This window comes from Stutzerimonas decontaminans (assembly GCF_000661915.1).
Classification (GTDB): domain Bacteria; phylum Pseudomonadota; class Gammaproteobacteria; order Pseudomonadales; family Pseudomonadaceae; genus Stutzerimonas; species Stutzerimonas decontaminans.
The window spans coordinates 4,339,468-4,357,360 of the sequence record NZ_CP007509.1; the positions used below are offsets into that span (position 1 = coordinate 4,339,468).

Here is a 17,893-nt window from a genome sequence, read left to right on the forward strand (position 1 = left end):
AGGAAAACCCTCGATGAAGCCACAACAGAAGAAAACCCTGATCCACACGGCCTCCGCCGTCGCCCTGGCCGCCGTGGCCGCACTGGTCTGGCTGGAACTGCGCCCGAGCGGCCTGGGTTCCGGTTTCGCCAGCGCCAATGGCCGGATCGAGGCAACCGAAGTGGATGTCGCCGCAAAACTGGCTGGCCGTCTGCTACAGATCGACGTCGACGAAGGCGATTTCGTCGCCGCCGGACAAGTACTCGCGCAAATGGACATCCAGGTGCTCACCGCCCAGTTGAGCCAGGCCCAGGCCCAGGTTCGCCAAGCACAGAACGCCACCCGCACGGCTCATTCCCAGGTTTCCCTGCGTATCAGCGAGAAGGCCACCGCCGAAGCCGTGGTGCACCAGCGCCAGGCCGAACTGACCGCGGCACAGAAGCGCTACGCCCGTACCGAGACCCTGGTCAGACGCAATGCCTTGCCCCAGCAGAAACTCGACGATGACCTGGCCGCCCTGCAAAGCGGCCAGGCCGCCCTCAGCGCAGCCCGCTCCCAGGTTCTGTCGACCCAGGCAGCCATCGAGGCGGCACAATCGCAGGTGATCGAAGCCGAGTCCACTGTGGAAGCAGCCCAGGCCAGCGTCGAACGTCTGCAGGCCGATATCGAGGACAGCCAGCTTAAGGCACCGCGCAGTGGCCGCGTGCAGTATCGTGTCAGCCAGCCAGGCGAAGTATTGGGTGCAGGCGGCAAGGTACTCAATCTGGTCGACCTCAACGACGTGTACATGAACGTCTTCCTGCCGGCGCAACAGGCTGGTCGGGTCGCCCTCGGCGCGGAGGTGCGGCTGATCCTGGATGCCGCGCCGCAATATGTGATCCCGGCCAAGGTGACCTTCGTCGCCAGCGTCGCGCAGTTCACCCCTAAGACAGTGGAAACCGCCAACGAACGGGAAAAACTGATGTTCCGGGTCAAGGCACGGATCGATCCCGTACTGCTGCAGAAACACCTCGAGCAGGTCAAGACCGGGGTTCCCGGCATGGCCTACCTGAAACTCGACGCCTCCGCCGAGTGGCCCGAAAGCCTGCACGTGCGAATCACACCATGACAGCGAACGACCCCAGCGTGGTGCAACTGATCGAGGTCAGCCTGCGCTACAACAAAACCTGCGCGGTGGACGCGGTCACCCTCGACATCCCCGCCAACCGCATGGTCGGCCTGATCGGCCCAGATGGCGTGGGCAAGTCCAGCCTACTGGCCCTGATCGCCGGGGCGCGTAGGATGCAGGACGGCACGATACGGGTGCTCGACGGCGACATGGCCGATGCCGGCCACCGCCGCGACGTCTGCCCGCGCATCGCCTACATGCCCCAGGGCCTGGGCAAGAATCTCTACCCGACCCTGACCGTGTTCGAGAACCTCGACTTCTTCGGCCGCCTGTTCGGCCAGGATGAGCAGGAGCGCAGGGCGCGGATTGCCGACCTGACGCAAAGCACCGGCCTGGCGCCGTTTGTCGAACGCCCGGCGGGCAAGCTGTCCGGCGGCATGAAACAGAAGCTCGGCTTGTGCTGTGCGCTGATCCACGATCCGGATCTGTTGATCCTCGACGAACCCACCACCGGCGTCGACCCGCTGGCGCGCAACCAGTTCTGGGAATTGATCGAGCGCATTCGCAAGCGCCGCCCCGGCATGAGCGTGCTGGTCGCCACCGCCTACATGGACGAAGCCCAGCGTTTCGACTGGCTGATGGCCATGGACGACGGCAAGGTGCTGGATATCGGAACCCCTGGCGAACTGCTCGAACGCACCGGCACCGACAATCTGGAAGAAGCCTTCATCGCCCTGTTGCCCGAAGCCAAGCGCAGCGGCCACCATACCCTAGTGATTCCACCGCGCCCGGCGGCCAGCGGCGAGAATGCGGTGGCCATCGAGGCGCACGGCCTGACCTGCCGCTTTGGTGATTTCGTCGCCGTCGATCATGTAGATTTCCGCATCGAGCGCGGGGAAATCTTCGGCTTCCTCGGCTCCAACGGCTGCGGCAAGTCGACCACCATGAAGATGCTCACCGGGCTGCAGCCGGCCAGCGAAGGCGAAGCCTTCCTGTTCGGCAAACCGGTCGACCCAAGGAACATCGACACCCGCCGCCGGGTCGGCTACATGTCCCAGGCGTTCTCGCTGTACAGCGAGTTGAGTGTGCTGCAGAACCTCGACCTGCATGCCCGGCTGTTCGAAATCCCGCCGCAACGGCGTCCCGCGCGCATTCAGGAAATGCTCGACAGGTTCGATCTTCAGGGAGTCGCCGAGCAGTTGCCGGAGGATCTGCCCCTGGGGGTGCGCCAGCGCCTGTCGCTGGCGGTGGCGGTGATTCACCAGCCGGAGATCCTGATCCTCGACGAGCCGACTTCCGGCGTCGACCCGGTAGCCCGCGACGGCTTCTGGGAGCTGTTGATCGACCTGTCGCGCAAGGATGGCGTGACCATCTTCATTTCCACCCATTTCATGAACGAGGCGCTGCGCTGCGACCGCATGTCGATGATGCACGCCGGCCGCGTGTTGGACAGTGACACGCCGCAGGCGCTGATGGCCAAGCGCGGCCTGTCCACCTTGGAAGAAACCTTCATCGCCTACCTGCGCGATGCCGCTGACGACACACCGGCGGACGCCCCGCAGCAGGCACCAGAGGAGGCGGAATTCGTCCATGCCAGCGCGGCAAAATCATGTTTCAGCCCTCGGCGCCTGTACAGCTACGCCCAGCGCGAAGCCATGGAACTGCGCCGCGATCCTGTTCGCGCCACCCTGGCCTTGATCGGTACGGTTCTGCTGATGTTCATCATGGGCTACGGCATCAACCTGGATGTCGAGGATCTGAGCTACGCGGTACTCGATCGCGACCAGACCACCACCAGCGCCGCCTATGCCGAGACCCTTACCGGCTCGCGCTATTTCCAGGAAAAACCGCCACTGCGCGACTACGACGAACTCGAACGGCGCATGCGCCAGGGCGATATCAGCCTGGCCGTGGAGATTCCGCCAGGCTTCGGTCGCGAGCTCAAGCGCGGTGACGTACCACAGCTGGGATTCTGGGTCGACGGCGCCATGCCGACCCGCGCCAATACGGTCAAGGGCTACGTACAGGGCATCCACCAGGGCTACCTGCAGCAGCTTGCCGCGACGGCTCCCGGGAATGCGGCCCGCAGCCAGTTCGACATCGCCCTGCGCTACCGCTACAACCCCGATGTGCAAAGCCTGCAAGCCATGGTGCCGGCGGTGATCCCGATCCTGTTGATGATGATTCCGGCGATGCTCACCGCCCTGGGCGTGGTGCGGGAAAAGGAGCTGGGCTCGATCACCAACTTCTACGTCACGCCGGTGACCCGCCTGGAGTTCCTGATCGGCAAGCAGTTGCCCTATATCGCCCTGGGCATGGCCAACTTCTTCATGCTGGTGGCCTTCTCGGTCTGCTTCTTCGATGTGCCGGTCAAGGGCAGCATGCTGACCCTGACACTCGGCGCACTGCTCTACGTGACCTGCGCCACCAGCCTCGGCCTGCTGATCTCCTCGGTGCTCAATAGCCAGATCGCCGCGATCTTCGGCACCGCCATCGCCACCGTGGTGCCGGCTACGCAATTCTCCGGTCTGATCCACCCGGTATCGGCCTTGGAAGGCGCCAGCGCCTTGATCGGCAACCTCTACCCGACCAGCCATTTCCTGATCATCAGCCGTGGCGTGTTCTCCAAGGCGCTGGGCCTGGCCGAACTCTACCCCTACTTCATTCCCTTGCTGATCACCATCCCCACACTGACCCTGCTCAGCGTCGCCGGCCTGAAGAAGCAGGAGAAATAAGATGCGCAAACTGAACAACATCCTGCAGTTGGGCATCAAGGAACTGCGCAGCCTGTATCGCGACCCGGCCCTGTTGCTGCTGATCCTCTACGCCTTCACCCTGAGCATTTACTCCCAAGCCAACAGTGTGCCGGAGTCGCCGCACCGGGCCAGCATTGGCGTGCTCGACGAGGATCGCTCGCAACTGTCGACGCGCATCGTCGGCGGCTTCCAGTTGCCCTACTTCATCAAGCCCGCGGCCATCGACCTGGAAACCATGGACAGCGGCATGGACGCCGGGCGCTATACCTTCACCCTGAACATCCCGCCGCAGTTCCAGCAAGATCTGCTAGCCGGACGCCAGCCAACCATCCAGCTCAATGTCGATGCCACACAAGTCAGCCAAGCGTTCACGGGGGCTGGACATATCCAGCAGATCATTAATGACGAGGTCGGCGAGTTCCTCAGGCGCTTTCGTGGCGCCAACGCGGTACCCGTCGAAGCGGTGGTACGCATGCAGTACAACCCCAACCTGGTGCAATCCTGGTTCGGCTCCGTCAACGCAATCGTCAGCCAGATCACCATGCTGTCGATCATCCTCACCGGCGCCGCACTGATCCGCGAACGCGAACACGGCACCATCGAGCACCTGCTGGTGATGCCCGTCACGCCGTTCGAGATCATGTCGGCCAAGGTCTGGTCGATGGGCCTAGTGGTGCTGGCCGCCACCGCCCTGTCCATGCGCATCATCATCGAGGGCTGGCTGGCCGTCCCCATTCCCGGCTCCGTGCTGTTGTTCCTCGGCGGTGTCGCCCTGCACCTGTTCGCCACCACCTCGATGGGCATCTTCTTCGGCACCCTGGCCCGCTCGATGCCACAGCTGGGCCTGCTGATCATTCTCGTGCTGATGCCTCTGCAGATTCTCTCCGGCGGCATGACCCCGCGCGAAAGCATGCCGGAAGTCGTACAGAACGTCATGCTGGCGGCACCCACCACGCACTTCGTCGAGCTAGCCCAAGCCATTCTCTTCCGTGGCGCCGGCCCGGCTGTCGTCTGGCCGCAAATGCTTGCCCTAGGCGCCATCGGTAGCGTGTTTTTCATCGGTGCCTTGTCGCGGCTGCGCAAATCCCTGCATTGAGAAGGCCATCCACACGGTGCCATTCGAATAGACATGCAAGACAGACCAAATAAGGAAACTAATACGTGGAGATAACCACAACCGCTAGGTTGGCCCTGGTGACAGCCATCTGCCTGGGCATCCCAGCACAGGGCTGGGCAACCTCCCTACCCACCCCGGCCAAAACCGACCTGGTCACCGTGTACAAACAAGCAGCGAAGAACAACGCCGATATCGCTGCCGCTCGCGCCGACTACCAGGCGCGTCGCGAAGTGGTGCCGCAGGCGCGTGCCGGGCTGCTGCCCAACCTGTCGGCGGGGGCCAATTATGGCGATACCCGCACCGAGCTCGATTCGCCGAGTAACACCCTGTCGCGCAGCGGTCTGGTGTATCAGGCCAACCTGAGCCAGCCACTGTTCCGTGCCGATCGATGGTTCCAGCTGCAGGCGGCCGAGGCGACCAGTGAGCAGGCGGCGCTGGAGCTGTCAGCGACCGAGCAGAGCTTGATTCTGCAGAGCGCCGAGACCTACTTTGCCGTGTTGCGCGCCCAGGACACCCTGGCCTCGACCCGTGCCGAAGAGGCGGCGTTCAAGCGCCAGCTGGATCAGGCCAACGAGCGCTTCGATGTTGGCCTTTCCGACAAGACCGACGTGCTCGAAGCGCAGGCCGGTTTCGACACTGCCCGAGCCAACCGCATTCTCGCCGAGCGCGCCGTGGATGATGCCTTCGAGGCCCTGGTGGCGCTGACCAATCGCAGCTACACGGCAGTCGAAGGTATCGTGCATACCTTGCCGGTATTGGCGCCGACACCGAACGACGCCAAAACCTGGGTCGATACCGCCGCTGCGCAGAACCTCAATCTGCAGGCCAGCTTCTTCGCGGTCGATGCTGCCGAGGAAAACCTGCGCCAGCGCAAGGCCGGCCATGCGCCGACCCTGGATGCCGTGGCCAGCTATCAGAAGGGCGACAATGACAGCCTGGGCTTTACCAACTCTGCTGCGTCACCCACTACATACGGTGGCGATGTTTCGCAGCGCTCCATCGGCCTGCAACTGAATATCCCGCTGTACAGCGGCGGCCTGACCAGCTCGCAGGTGCGTGAGGCCTATCAGCGCCTGGGGCAGACCGAGCAGTTGCGCGAAAGCTTGCGCCGCCAGGTGGTGCAGAACACCCGTAACCTGTTCCGTGCGGTGAATACCGACGTGGAGACCGTGCAGGCGCGCCGCCAGTCGATCATCTCCAACCAGAGCGCCCTGGAAGCCACCGAGATCGGCTACCAGGTCGGCACCCGCAACATCGTCGATGTGCTCGATGCCCAGCGTCAGCTGTACAGCGCGGTGCGCAACTACAACGACGCGCGCTATGACTACATCCTCAACAACCTGCGCCTGAAGCAGGCCGCCGGCACCCTCAGTCCGGCTGACCTGGAAGCGCTGGACAGCTTCCTCAAGCCTGACTACAACCCGGACAAAGACTTCCTACCGGAAGAAACATTAGAAGCCAACTTTACTGACGACAACTTAGGAGCATCATCATGAAAAAAATCTGCCTTGTACTTTCCGCTCTGACTCTCAGCCTGCTTGCTGGCTGTTCTACCCCCTCGCTGATCGTGCTCAACAGCGGTCAGGAAATCCAGACACTAGACGAACCCAAATACGATGCAAAAAGTGGTTTCTACGAATTTAAGCAACCTGACGGGAAACCCCAACGTATAAATAAAGATCAGGTGAATACCATCAGGACGCTCTGATTCAGCAATGACAGCGGTTTCGTGATACCACCTTCAAACTTTCTAACCCCATTTATCACGACTGCATTGAACTTGTTAAACATTAGGAAAACTCCGAAAGAGTCTGCCCGGTAGTTATTACTAGACCAAGGAGGTCTCGCTATGTCTGACTCGACTCAAAAACTGCGCCTCGGCGCGTTGATCGCTCTGGTTGTTGGTTCAATGGTTGGCGGCGGGATCTTCTCCCTGCCGCAGAATATCGCCGCCAGTGCCAGTGCCGGCGCCACCCTTATTGGCTGGCTGATCACCGGTGTCGGCATGCTCACCCTGGCTTTCGTCTTCCAGACCCTGGCCAACCGCAAACCCGACCTCAATGGCGGGGTGTATGCCTACGCTAAGGCCGGCTTCGGCGACTACATGGGTTTCTCCTCGGCTTGGGGTTACTGGATCAGCGCCTGGATCGGCAACGTCAGCTACATGGTGTTGCTGTTCTCCACCCTCGGCTACTTCTTTCCGGTATTCGGCGAGGGCAACACCCTGCCGGCGATCATCTGCGCCTCTATCGTGCTCTGGCTGCTGCACTTTCTGGTGCTGCGCGGGATCAGGGAAGCGGCCTTCATTAATACCATCACCACCATCGCCAAGATGCTGCCGCTGGCGCTGTTCATCGTCATCGCCGCCGTCGCCTTCAAGATGGACGTGTTCACCTCGGACTTCTGGGGCAGCGGCAACACCGAGCTCGGCAGCGTGATGGATCAGGTGCGCAACATGATGCTGGTCACCGTCTGGGTGTTCATCGGTATCGAGGGTGCGAGCATCTTCTCCGCCCGCGCCGAGAAACGCAGCGATGTCGGCAAGGCCACCGTCATCGGCTTCATCGGCGTGCTCCTGCTATTAGTGCTGGTCAACATCCTCAGTCAGGGCATCCTCGCCCAGGCCGAACTGGCCGGACTGAAAAACCCGTCGATGGCTGCCGTGCTGGAACAGGTAGTCGGCCCCTGGGGGGCGCAACTGATCTCCATCGGCCTGATCATCTCGCTGGCCGGGGCGCTGCTGTCGTGGACACTACTGTGCGCCGAGATTCTCTTCGCCAGCGCCAGTGACCACACCATGCCGGAGTTCCTGCGCAAGGAGAACGCCAACCAGGTCCCGGCTAACGCGCTGTGGCTGTCCAACGGGCTGATCCAGCTGTTTCTGATCATCACCCTGTTCAGCGAGTCCACCTACCTCAGCCTGCTGTATCTGGCCACCTCGATGATTCTGGTGCCGTACTTCTGGTCGAGTGCCTACGCCGTGCTGCTGGCCTTGCGCGGCGAGACCTACGAAAACGCCGCCGGCGAACGCAACAAGGATCTGCTGATCGCGCTGATCTCCACGCTGTATGCGGTGTGGCTGGTGTACGCCGCCGGCGTGCAGTACCTGCTGCTCTCCGCGCTGCTCTATGCCCCTGGCGCAATCCTGTTCGCCAAGGCCAAGCGCGAGCTGGGCCAACCGGTGTTCACGGGCGTCGAGAAGCTGATCTTCATCGCCGTACTGATCGGCGCCGGCATTGCCGCATTCGGCCTGTATGACGGTTTCCTGAGTTTGTAAAAGTGCCGCCCCGGACCTTCCGGGGCCACGTTCCACGAGAAGGAGTTTGACATGTCCAAGAAAGCCCTAGGCGTTCATTCCGAAGCCGGCAAGCTGCACAAGGTGATGGTCTGCTCGCCCGGCCTTGCGCACCTGCGCCTGACCCCCGCCAACTGCGACGAACTGCTGTTCGACGACGTGATCTGGGTATCGCAGGCCAAGCGCGACCATTTCGATTTCATGACCAAGATGCGTGAACGCGGTATAGAGGTCGTGGAGATGCACAACCTGCTCGAAGAGACCGTGCGCAACCCGCAAGCGCTGCAGTGGATTCTCGAGCGCAAGATCACCCCCAACAGCGTCGGCCTCGGTCTGCAGAACGAAGTTCGTTCGTTTATCGAAAGCCTGGAGCCACGGCGCATCGCCGAATTCCTGATCGGCGGCGTGTCCGGCGCAGACCTGCAGAAATACAAAGATTCGGAAGCAGCGAAGATGTTCAACGCCTATCTGGGCGAGTCCAGCTTCATCTTCCCGCCGCTGCCCAACACCCAGTTCACCCGCGACACCACCTGCTGGATCTACGGCGGCGTAACCCTCAACCCGATGTACTGGCCGGCGCGCCGCCAGGAAACCCTGCTCGCCAGTGCCATCTACAAATTCCACCCGGACTTCATCAATGAAGAGTTCGAGGTCTGGTATGGCGACCCGGATCAGGATCACGGCTCGGCCACCCTCGAAGGCGGCGACGTGATGCCAATCGGCAACGGTACCGTGCTGATCGGCATGGGTGAGCGCAGCTCGCACCAGGCCATCGGCCAGGTGGCGCGTACCCTGTTCGCCAAAGGCGCCGCCGACAAGGTGATAGTCGCCGGCCTGGGCAAATCGCGCTCGGCCATGCACCTGGACACCGTGTTCAGCTTCTGCGACCGCGACCTAGTGACCATCTTCCCGGAAGTGGCCAACTCCATCGTGCCCTTCGTGCTGCGCCCGGATGAAAGCAAGCCTGGCGGTATCGACCTGCGCCGCGACGAGCGCAGCTTCCTCGACGTGGTCGCCGAGTCGCTCAACCTGAAGAAACTGCGCGTGGTGGAAACCGGCGGCGACGCCTACGAGGCCGAACGCGAGCAGTGGGACGACGGCAACAACGTGGTCTGCCTGGAACCCGGCGTGGTCATCGGCTACGACCGCAACACCTACACCAACACCCTGCTGCGCAAGGCCGGCGTCGAGGTCATCACCATCAGCGCCAGCGAACTGGGACGCGGCCGTGGCGGCGGCCACTGCATGACCTGTCCGATCATCCGCGACCCAATCGATTACTGACGGACACATATTCGTAGGGTGGACATGGCGCAGCCTTGTCCACCTTTGCCAGCAAGAAGGCGGACAAGCCTGCAGCATGTCCGCCCTACAGTTGCCCTTGCCAACGGAGCGAAATCTCATGGCTTTCAACATGCACAACCGCAACCTGCTCAGCCTGATGCACCACAGCACCCGTGAGCTGCGTTACCTGCTCGACCTGTCGCGCGACCTCAAGCGCGCCAAGTACACCGGCACCGAGCAGCAGCACCTGAGCCGCAAGAACATCGCGCTGATCTTCGAGAAGACCTCGACCCGCACCCGCTGCGCCTTCGAGGTGGCCGCCTACGACCAGGGCGCCAACGTCACCTACATCGACCCCGGCTCCTCGCAGATCGGTCACAAGGAGTCGATGAAGGACACCGCTCGCGTGCTCGGACGCATGTACGACGCCATCGAGTATCGCGGCTTCAAGCAGGAGATTGTCGAGGAACTGGCCACCTACGCCGGCGTGCCGGTGTTCAACGGTCTGACCGACGAGTACCACCCCACGCAGATGCTCGCCGACGTGCTGACCATGCGCGAGCACAGCGACAAGCCGCTGCACGACATCGCCTACGCCTACCTCGGCGATGCGCGCAACAACATGGGCAACTCGCTGCTGCTGATCGGCGCCAAGCTCGGCATGGACGTGCGCATCGCCGCGCCCAAGGCGCTGTGGCCGAGCGCCGAACATGTCGCCGCCTGCAAGAAATTCGCCGAGGAAAGCGGCGCCCGCCTGCTGCTCACTGAAGACCCGAAGGAAGCGGTCAAGGGCGTCGACTTCGTCCACACCGACGTCTGGGTGTCGATGGGCGAGCCGGTGGAAGCCTGGGGTGAACGCATCCAGGAACTGCTGCCGTACCAAGTCAACGCCGAAATCATGAAGGCCGCCGGCAACCCGCGGGTGAAGTTCATGCACTGCCTGCCGGCCTTCCACAACAGCGAAACCAAGGTCGGCAAGCAGATCGCCGAACAGTATCCGCACCTGAAGAACGGCATCGAAGTGACCGAGGACGTCTTCGAGTCGCCATGGAACATCGCCTTCGAGCAGGCGGAAAACCGCATGCACACCATCAAGGCGATTCTGGTCGCGACCCTGGCCGACATCTAAACCGTAGCCCGGATGCAATCCGGGGCAATCGCCCCCTCGCCATCCCCGGATTGCATCCGGGCTACGAACGAGAACAAGGAGCAACCATCATGCGACTCGTCATCGCCCTGGGCGGCAACGCCCTGCTTCGTCGCGGCGAAGCCATGACCGCGGAAAACCAGCGTGAAAATGTACGTATCGCCTGTGAGCAGATAGCCAAGGTTGCAGGCGGAAACGAGCTGGTGATCGCTCACGGCAACGGCCCACAAGTCGGCCTGCTGGCCCTGCAGGGCAATGCCTTCGACGCCGCCAATCCTTACCCGCTGGATGTACTCGGCGCCGAAACTGAAGGCATGATCGGCTACATGATCGAGCAGGAGCTGGGCAACCTGCTGCCGTTCGAGGTGCCCTTCGCCACCATCCTCACCCAGGTCGAAGTGGACAGCGCCGATCCAGCGTTCAAGAAACCAACCAAACCTATAGGCCCGGTCTACGCCAAGGAAGAAGCCGAACGCCTGGCCGCCGAGAAAGGCTGGAGCATCGCCCCGGACGGTGACAAGTTCCGCCGCGTCGTGGCCAGCCCACGGCCACAACGCATCTTCGAAATTCGCCCGATCAAATGGCTGCTGGAAAAAGGCAGCGTGGTGATCTGCGCCGGTGGCGGCGGTATTCCCACCATGTACGACGGCAACAAATTGCATGGCGTGGAGGCGGTGATCGACAAGGATCTGTGCTCGTCACTGCTCGCCGAACAGCTCAACGCCGACCTGCTGGTAATCGCCACCGACGTCGACGCCACCTATATCGACTGGGGCAAGCCGACGCAGAAATCCATCGCCGAAGCTCACCCCGACGAGCTGGACAAACTCGGCTTTGCCGCCGGCTCCATGGGGCCGAAGGTGCAAGCCGCCTGCGAGTTCGCCCGCAACACTGGCAGCACGGCGGTGATCGGCTCGCTGGAAAATATCGAGGCCATCGTCCAGGGCAAATCCGGTACCCGGATCAGCCTGGATTACAGCGCCATCGCCTATCGCTGAAGGAGAGATGCCAACATGTTCGAGCCCGGCCATCTGCATCGCGATAACTTGGACAAACTCGAGACAATCTAGAGGGCTACGAGGTTCACTTGGTTTTCACCAGTATGCTTCGACTCTACATCTCAGCCTTGCGACCGACTAATCTCCCAGAACACTCTGCCATGGCGCATGGGTCACTGCAATTTGCTGCCCGAGTCGTTGCTCGATGATGGGGTTCACGGCATTAGGCTGAATCCCTTACCGTCATCGAGCACGGCGTAACGTCCACTGGCGAGCAGACGCTACGCCGTAGATGCCTATCACGCGCCGATCATCAAGGATTGGTCGGTGCTCTAACCCCGTTTCGGCGGCGATCTCGAGAGCGAACTGGGTTCGCTCTCGATTGCGCAACGTCGCCTGCAGGTTACGCGTCAGGATTACACGACGACCTTGAACTGCTCAGGCGTCTCAGCGCGCGAAGATCTTCTGGAACCCAAATGCCACCAGTGCCCCACCGGCCCAACCGTTCATAGCCCGATACGCAGGTAGCCATCACGAAAGGCCAACGTGCCGAAAATCCAAACGAGCCCGATTTGCCAACCTAGGAGTAGCACTCTAGTCAGCAGGAGAGTGATCGGGTAGAACCAGAGCGGAAAGGCGGCCGGGAATATGGCGGCGAAAGAGCTAGAAGTCGCGCTGACTTCAAAACTGAGCAGCAGCTACCGAAAACAACGCAAGATTCGCTTCCCGGTTTGAGACAACTCATTCGGGACGCTCCGTCGGGCCGCAGAATCGAAGTCCAAAGGAACAGCTGGTTCATAGCCTCTCACTAGGTATAGTGCGGATTCCACGGTCATCTGGCCACCCATTCCATAAGCATCTGACCACCGATTCCACGGTGATCCGGCCACTGATTCCACGGCCATCCGGCCACTCAACCGGGCAGGCAGTAACGCAGGATTTCTTCACTACCATCGACCTCTTTTTCGAAGCAGAGAGGTCGTCGTGGAGCGTTTATCCATGCGTAAGATTCGCGAAGTACTTCGTCTCAAGTTCGAGGTCGGGCTATCGGCTCGCCAGATTGCAGTCAGTGTGCAGGTCGGTCGTGTCACCGTCGGCGATTACCTCAACCGCTTTGCCGCCAGCGGTCTAGCCTGGCCCTGTTCGTTGTCCGATTCCGAACTGGAGCAGCAGCTGTTCCCGCCACCGCCGGCGGTACCCTCCGAACAACGACCGCTGCCTGATTGGTCTTGGGTGCATGCCGAGCTGCGTCGCCCCGGCGTGACCCTGGCGCTGCTCTGGCAGGAGTACCGCCTGAACCAGCCGCAGGGTTTTCAGTACAGCTGGTTCTGCGAGCACTACCGGGCCTGGCAGGGCAAGCTGGACGTGGTGATGCGCCAGGAGCATCGCGTCGGCGAGAAGTTGTTCGTCGACTACGCCGGGCAGACGGTGCCGGTTATCGACCGCCACAGCGGCGAGATCCGCCGGGCGCAGGTGTTCGTCGCGGTGCTTGGCGCGTCCAGCTACACCTTCGCCGAAGCCACCTGGTCGCAGCAGCTGCCGGACTGGCTAGGCTCGCATACCCGTTGCTTCGCCTTCCTCGGCGGCGTGCCGGAGATCGTGGTGCCGGACAACCTGCGCAGCGCGGTAAGCAAGGCCCATCGTTACGAGCCGGACATCAACCCCAGCTACCGCGACCTTGCCGAGCACTACGGAGTGGCGGTGGTGCCGGCGCGGGCGCGTAAGCCGCGCGACAAGGCCAAGGCCGAAGTCGGCGTGCAGGTGGTCGAGCGCTGGATCCTCGCGGCCCTGCGCAACCGTCAGTTCTTCTCCTTGGATGAACTCAACAGCGCCATCTCCGTGTTGCTGGAGCGGCTCAATCGCCGCCTGCGGATTTCGGAGCATCGTGACCGGCCGTTTCGGTTGATCGTGACCGGTCATTTCGCTAACGCGTGACCGCTGATTTCGCTAACAACGTGACCGATTTTCCACCTGTTCCGAAACAGGCGGTCACGGCTTACCGAAATCGTCGGTCACGGTTTAGCGAAAACCTTCCCCCTGCGTTGCGCATGACCTGACGCGACCGTCACCCTCGCCCGATTTCGGGAGACGAGGGATGGCGGCGCCGCGAGTAGCCATGCGAAACATCAAAGAATGTCTGCGCCTCAAGCTTGAGGCCGGTTTGTCCCACGAGAAGATTGCCCGCGCCTTGCAGCTGTCCAAGGGCGTGGTCAGCAAGTACGTCACGGCGGCGCGCGTGGCCGGGCTGGACTGGCCGGCGCTGGTGGCGATGGATGAGGCCGCGTTGGCAGCCGCCTTGTTTGCGCCGATGCCACCGGGCAAGCCGCGCGGTGAGCGGGTACTGCCCGATGTGCTGAGTATCCATCGCGAGCTGCGGCGCAAGGGCGTGACCTTGCAGCTGCTGTGGGAGGAGTATCTCGCCGCGCATGCGGGGCAGCCGACCTACCGCTACACCCAGTTCGTCGAGCACTACCGGCGTTACGCACAGACGCTCAAGCGTTCGATGCGCCAGCTGCACCGCGCGGGCGAGAAGCTGTTTATCGACTATGCCGGCCCGACGCTGCCGGTGGTCGATCCAGGCACCGGCGAAGTCCGCCGGGCGCACATCTTCGTCGCCGCCCTGGGCGCCTCGAATTACACCTATGCCTGCGCGACGCCGGGCGAAACCCAGGTGGACTGGCTGACTTCGCTGGGGCAGGCGCTTGCCTACTTCGGCGGCGTGCCGGAGATGGTGGTGCCGGACAATCCGCGCGCCCTGGTCGCCCAGCCGGATCGCTACGAGCCCGGCCTGAACCGGGCGACGCTGGAGTGCGCGCGGCATTACCAGACGGTGATGCTGCCAGCCCGGCCACGCAAACCTCAGGACAAGGCCAAGGCCGAGGTGGCGGTGCAGGTGGTCGAGCGCTGGATCATGGCGCGGCTGCGCCACCGGCAGTTCTTCAGCCTGCATGCGCTCAACCAGGCCATCGCCGAACTGCTGGAGGAGCTGAATCGACGCCCGTTCAAGCGCCTCGACGGCTGCCGGCGCGACTGGTTCGAGCGCCTGGATCGCCCAGCCCTACGCCCGCTGCCGGAGCATCCCTACGAGGTCGCCAGCTTCAAGCGCTGCAAGGTCAACATCGACTACCACATCGAGGTCAATGGCAGCTTCTACAGCGTGCCCTCGGCCCTGGCCCGGCAGAGCGTCGAGGTGCGGCTGACGGCGCACACCCTGGAAGTGCTGCATGGCAACCGGCGGGTGGCCAGCCACCTGCTGCTGGGCCGTCGCGGCGCCTACAGCACGCAGCGCGAGCACATGCCCGCCGCGCACCAGGCGCATCGCGAATGGACGCCGCAACGCCTGCTCGACTGGGGCGAGCGGATCGGCCCCTACACGCGCCAACTGATCGATCACCAACTGACCCACAAGCCGCACCCGGAGATGGGCTACCGCGCCTGCCTCGGCCTGCTCTCGCTGGCCCGCCGCTATGGCAATGCCCGCCTGGAAGCCGCCGCCGAACGGGCCGTCCAGCTACGCGCTTTCACCGGGCGCAGCGTGCGCAACCTACTTCAGCAAGGCCTGGATCGACAGCCGCTGCCCAAGCGTGCGGCCGAAGCGAGCCTCCCCGAGCACCACGAAAACGTCCGTGGCGCCGACTACTACCAACCCCCGCAACAGGAGCTGTTCGATGATGCCGCAACACACCCTGAATCAACTGCACCAGCTACGCCTGGACGGCATGGCCCGCGCACTGGAGGAGCAATGGACGCTGCCGGCCAGCTACAGCCTGAGCTTCGATGAACGCCTCGGCCTGTTGCTTGACCGTGAACTGGCCTGGCGTGACAACCAGCGCCTGGTGCGGCTGCGCAAGAAAGCCAAGCTCAAGTACAGCAATGCCTGCCTAGAGGATCTCGATCGGCGTCCCGGCCGCGCCCTGGACGAGCGCCTGATCGCCGCTCTGGCCAACGGTGACTGGATCCGCCAGCAGCACAACCTGCTGTTGACCGGCCCGACCGGTGCCGGCAAGACCTGGCTGGCCTGTGCCTTGGGCAACCAAGCCTGCCGCCAGGGCTACAGCACCCTGTATCTGCGCACCCCGCGCCTGCTGGAGCAACTGCGCATCGCCCACGGCGACGGCAGCTTCGGCCGCACCCTGCAACAGCTGGCAAAGGTCGACGTCCTGGTTCTGGACGACTGGGCGCTAGCCCCGCTGGAGGAAGGGGCCCGGCATGACCTGCTGGAGGTGATCGACGACCGCGCCGGCAACCGCTCCACCATCCTGACCAGTCAACTGCCCATCGAACACTGGCACGGCTGGATCAACGACCCGACCTTGGCCGATGCCATCCTTGATCGCCTGGTGCACAACGCTTACCGATTGACGATGAAGGGCGAGTCACTGCGCCGGAAAAAAGCCGAGGAAGACACCGCATCGTGACCGATGCGATTACAATCTCAAAACCGCGCAACCGGGACGGAAGCACCGGTCACGTATTAGCGAAACGCTCGGTCACGTTCACCGAAATCCGCAGCCGCCCGTTTCGCAAGCTGCCGGGCTCCCGGCACTCGGCCTTCGAGGCTCTGGATCGTCTGGCGCTGCGCCCCTTGCCGGTGCAACCCTACGTCTACGCCGAGTGGAAGAAGGCGCGGGTGGCTTCATCGACCAGCCAATCACTTGGCGCGAAAACAGATCCAGTACCACCACCAAGTACAACCAACCCTCATAGGTGCGGATGTAAGTGATGTCGGTGACCCAGACCTTGTTCGGTTCACTGACGTTGAACTTCCGCTCCAGACGGTTGGGCGAGGCCACAGTCGGCTTGCCACCATAGTACCCGGGGCGCCGACGATAACCGGTCTGCGAGCGCAGTCCCTCTCCCCGCATCAGGCGAGCCACGCGGTGCCGGCCACAAGACTCGCCCAGCTCACGCAGGTCGTCGTGGATCTTGCGGTAGCCGTAGACCTCGCCGCTTTCCAACCAGGCATGCTTGATCAATCCGAGCAGACGCTGATCCTCCTTGGCGCGTGCAGATTTCGGCTCGGCCAGCCAGGCGTAGTAACCGCTGGGATGTACCTGGAGGGTCTGGCAGAGGCGCCGCACCGGGTACTCCACCGACAGCTTGCTGATAACGGCGTACTTCAGCCGGACTCCTTGGCAAAGTACGCGGCGGCCTTTTTTAGGATGTCTCGCTCTTCGGTCACTCGCTTGAGTTCAGCGCGCAAACGACGCAGTTCGGCTTGCTGATCATCTACCTGCTGCCGCTGTACTTGGGGCTTGCTGTAGCGCTTTACCCAGGCGTACAGGCTATGCGCGGACACACCTAGACGCTCTGCCACATCGGCAACACGCAAGCCGCGCTCAGTGATGTGCTTGACCGCTTCGATCTTGAATTCTTCGGGGTAACGCTGGTTGCTCATGGCACCTCCTGATAGGCCTCATTATGAGGCTTGGAGGTGTCTACGAAACTAGGGGCGATTCACACCAAGCGGCCAAAGCCATCAAGCAGCTTGTCAACCCAGTGACAGCGCAAGGTTCAACACTTCCCAAGAAACCCAAACTCAAGCAAATCCGCTCGATCACTGAAGAAGACTACAGAGAGCTTCAGGAGCATCTGTTAGCGCGTGAATTCATGGACGAGGCCTGGTCGCTCGTACTTGCCTATTACTTGGGGGTACGCCCCTGTGAGATGCGCTCGATCACGGTGACAGGCAATCACGTTCATATCATTGGCGGCAAAAAAAATGCTCCGCAGGATAGGGGCGCCGACAGAACACTGGTCATTGACGACCCTGCCGTGCTCCAGGTTGTGGCTGGCGCCGCGAAATGGATGCGTATCTGCCCTCGCACTAATACAGCTATTCGGGATCGCCTGCGCAAGGAGTGCCGTGCTCTGTGGCCACGGCGCAAACAGCAGCCGACCCTGAAAAGCTTCAGGCACCAGATTGGTTCGAACCTGAAAGCGTCAGGTGAAAGCGATGAAGCTCTCGCCTACATGATGGGGCACCAATCCATTGAATCCATCAGCGTCTATGGGAACCGTCGATCTGGGGCTGGTCACAAATTGCATATCAGACCTGCACAGGACGCTGACTTGTCAAAAGTTCGCCACCCCAAACAGCCTGCTGTTTTTGGTCGAGAACGAGTGGTCGGCCGTATCGAGGCGCCACAGCGCCTGACAAACCGACGAACAACTGCACACCCTGTCGCAAATGAACGTTAGCGTTAGCG

At 62.3% G+C, this 17,893-nt stretch carries 12 protein-coding genes and 3 pseudogenes; 13 read left to right on the plus strand and 2 right to left on the minus strand.

The features are described 5' to 3' along the window. Positions 1-13 precede the first annotated feature (13 nt). From UIB01_RS20120 to arcC, 9 genes are all read left to right on the plus strand, one after another. Complete coding sequence (locus UIB01_RS20120) at positions 14-1,087, plus strand: HlyD family secretion protein (RefSeq protein WP_038664451.1); 1,074 nt, start codon at positions 14-16, stop codon at positions 1,085-1,087. Then, positions 1,084-3,822 carry a ribosome-associated ATPase/putative transporter RbbA gene (gene rbbA / locus UIB01_RS20125; RefSeq protein WP_038664454.1) on the plus strand — a complete coding sequence of 913 codons (2,739 nt, stop codon included), beginning with the start codon at positions 1,084-1,086 and terminating at the stop codon, positions 3,820-3,822. The genes UIB01_RS20120 and rbbA overlap by 4 nt, the downstream gene beginning before the upstream one ends. 1 nt (position 3,823) lies before the next feature. After that, positions 3,824-4,939: an ABC transporter permease gene (locus UIB01_RS20130; protein WP_038664457.1), complete on the plus strand. Its 1,116-nt coding sequence runs from the start codon at positions 3,824-3,826 to the stop codon at positions 4,937-4,939. Between the two features lie 65 nt (positions 4,940-5,004). Continuing rightward, on the plus strand, positions 5,005-6,456 hold the full coding sequence (locus UIB01_RS20135) for a TolC family outer membrane protein (protein ID WP_038664460.1): 1,452 nt from the start codon (positions 5,005-5,007) through the stop codon (positions 6,454-6,456). Continuing rightward, a complete protein-coding gene (locus tag UIB01_RS20140; protein ID WP_010563423.1) occupies positions 6,453-6,668 on the plus strand; it encodes a YgdI/YgdR family lipoprotein in 216 nt (71 codons plus the stop codon). Before UIB01_RS20135 ends, UIB01_RS20140 begins: the two co-directional genes overlap by 4 nt. Positions 6,669-6,809: 141 nt before the next feature. Continuing rightward, positions 6,810-8,237 (plus strand): arginine-ornithine antiporter, encoded by a 1,428-nt coding sequence (gene arcD, locus UIB01_RS20145; protein WP_011911900.1) that lies wholly within the window; start codon positions 6,810-6,812, stop codon positions 8,235-8,237. A 51-nt stretch (positions 8,238-8,288) separates the two neighbouring features. Continuing rightward, a complete protein-coding gene (arcA, locus tag UIB01_RS20150) occupies positions 8,289-9,539 on the plus strand; it encodes an arginine deiminase (RefSeq protein ID WP_038664465.1) in 1,251 nt (416 codons plus the stop codon). 118 nt (positions 9,540-9,657) lie between these two features. Beyond that, positions 9,658-10,668 carry an ornithine carbamoyltransferase gene (locus UIB01_RS20155; protein ID WP_038664468.1) on the plus strand — a complete coding sequence of 337 codons (1,011 nt, stop codon included), beginning with the start codon at positions 9,658-9,660 and terminating at the stop codon, positions 10,666-10,668. An 89-nt stretch (positions 10,669-10,757) separates the two neighbouring features. Then, a complete protein-coding gene (gene arcC, locus UIB01_RS20160) occupies positions 10,758-11,684 on the plus strand; it encodes a carbamate kinase (RefSeq protein WP_038664471.1) in 927 nt (308 codons plus the stop codon). Between the two features lie 122 nt (positions 11,685-11,806). Here arcC and UIB01_RS23485 read toward each other — a convergent pair. Then, positions 11,807-12,116, minus strand: a pseudogene (locus UIB01_RS23485) (DUF3363 domain-containing protein); the annotation flags it as partial. Positions 12,117-12,683: 567 nt separating this feature from the next. Here UIB01_RS23485 and istA (UIB01_RS20165) point away from each other — a divergent pair. The 3 genes and pseudogenes from istA (UIB01_RS20165) to istB form a co-directional block, all read left to right on the plus strand. Beyond that, positions 12,684-13,550, plus strand: a pseudogene (gene istA, locus UIB01_RS20165) (IS21 family transposase); the annotation flags it as partial. Positions 13,551-13,779: 229 nt separating this feature from the next. Continuing rightward, a complete protein-coding gene (gene istA, locus UIB01_RS20170; RefSeq protein ID WP_038661432.1) occupies positions 13,780-15,465 on the plus strand; it encodes an IS21 family transposase in 1,686 nt (561 codons plus the stop codon). After that, positions 15,353-16,102 carry an IS21-like element IS1474 family helper ATPase IstB gene (istB, locus tag UIB01_RS20175; RefSeq protein WP_038661430.1) on the plus strand — a complete coding sequence of 250 codons (750 nt, stop codon included), beginning with the start codon at positions 15,353-15,355 and terminating at the stop codon, positions 16,100-16,102. Before istA (UIB01_RS20170) ends, istB begins: the two co-directional genes overlap by 113 nt. 213 nt (positions 16,103-16,315) lie before the next feature. On the opposite strand, the pseudogene UIB01_RS22970 reads toward istB, so the two are convergent. After that, a pseudogene (locus UIB01_RS22970) lies at positions 16,316-17,082 on the minus strand (IS3 family transposase); the annotation flags it as partial. A gap of 23 nt (positions 17,083-17,105) precedes the next feature. On the opposite strand from UIB01_RS22970, the gene UIB01_RS20190 reads away from it, so the two are divergent. Next, the gene (locus tag UIB01_RS20190) at positions 17,106-17,885 is read left to right on the plus strand and encodes a site-specific integrase (RefSeq protein ID WP_051605121.1); all 780 of its coding nucleotides are present in this window, start codon (positions 17,106-17,108) and stop codon (positions 17,883-17,885) included. Positions 17,886-17,893 lie beyond the last annotated feature (8 nt).

Excerpts from the sequence above, each read along its gene's own strand:
- arcA (WP_038664465.1), top strand. The coding sequence starts at position 8,289 with ATGTCCAAGAAAGCCCTAGGCGTTCATTCCGAAGCCGGCAAGCTGCAC.
- rbbA (WP_038664454.1), top strand. The coding sequence starts at position 1,084 with ATGACAGCGAACGACCCCAGCGTGGTGCAACTGATCGAGGTCAGCCTG.
- istA (WP_038661432.1), top strand. The coding sequence starts at position 13,780 with ATGGCGGCGCCGCGAGTAGCCATGCGAAACATCAAAGAATGTCTGCGC.
- arcC (WP_038664471.1), top strand. The coding sequence starts at position 10,758 with ATGCGACTCGTCATCGCCCTGGGCGGCAACGCCCTGCTTCGTCGCGGC.
- UIB01_RS20120 (WP_038664451.1), top strand. The coding sequence starts at position 14 with ATGAAGCCACAACAGAAGAAAACCCTGATCCACACGGCCTCCGCCGTC.
- UIB01_RS20130 (WP_038664457.1), top strand. The coding sequence starts at position 3,824 with ATGCGCAAACTGAACAACATCCTGCAGTTGGGCATCAAGGAACTGCGC.
- UIB01_RS20190 (WP_051605121.1), top strand. The coding sequence starts at position 17,106 with ATGAGGCTTGGAGGTGTCTACGAAACTAGGGGCGATTCACACCAAGCG.
- UIB01_RS20140 (WP_010563423.1), top strand. The coding sequence starts at position 6,453 with ATGAAAAAAATCTGCCTTGTACTTTCCGCTCTGACTCTCAGCCTGCTT.
- istB (WP_038661430.1), top strand. The coding sequence starts at position 15,353 with ATGATGCCGCAACACACCCTGAATCAACTGCACCAGCTACGCCTGGAC.
- UIB01_RS20155 (WP_038664468.1), top strand. The coding sequence starts at position 9,658 with ATGGCTTTCAACATGCACAACCGCAACCTGCTCAGCCTGATGCACCAC.
- arcD (WP_011911900.1), top strand. The coding sequence starts at position 6,810 with ATGTCTGACTCGACTCAAAAACTGCGCCTCGGCGCGTTGATCGCTCTG.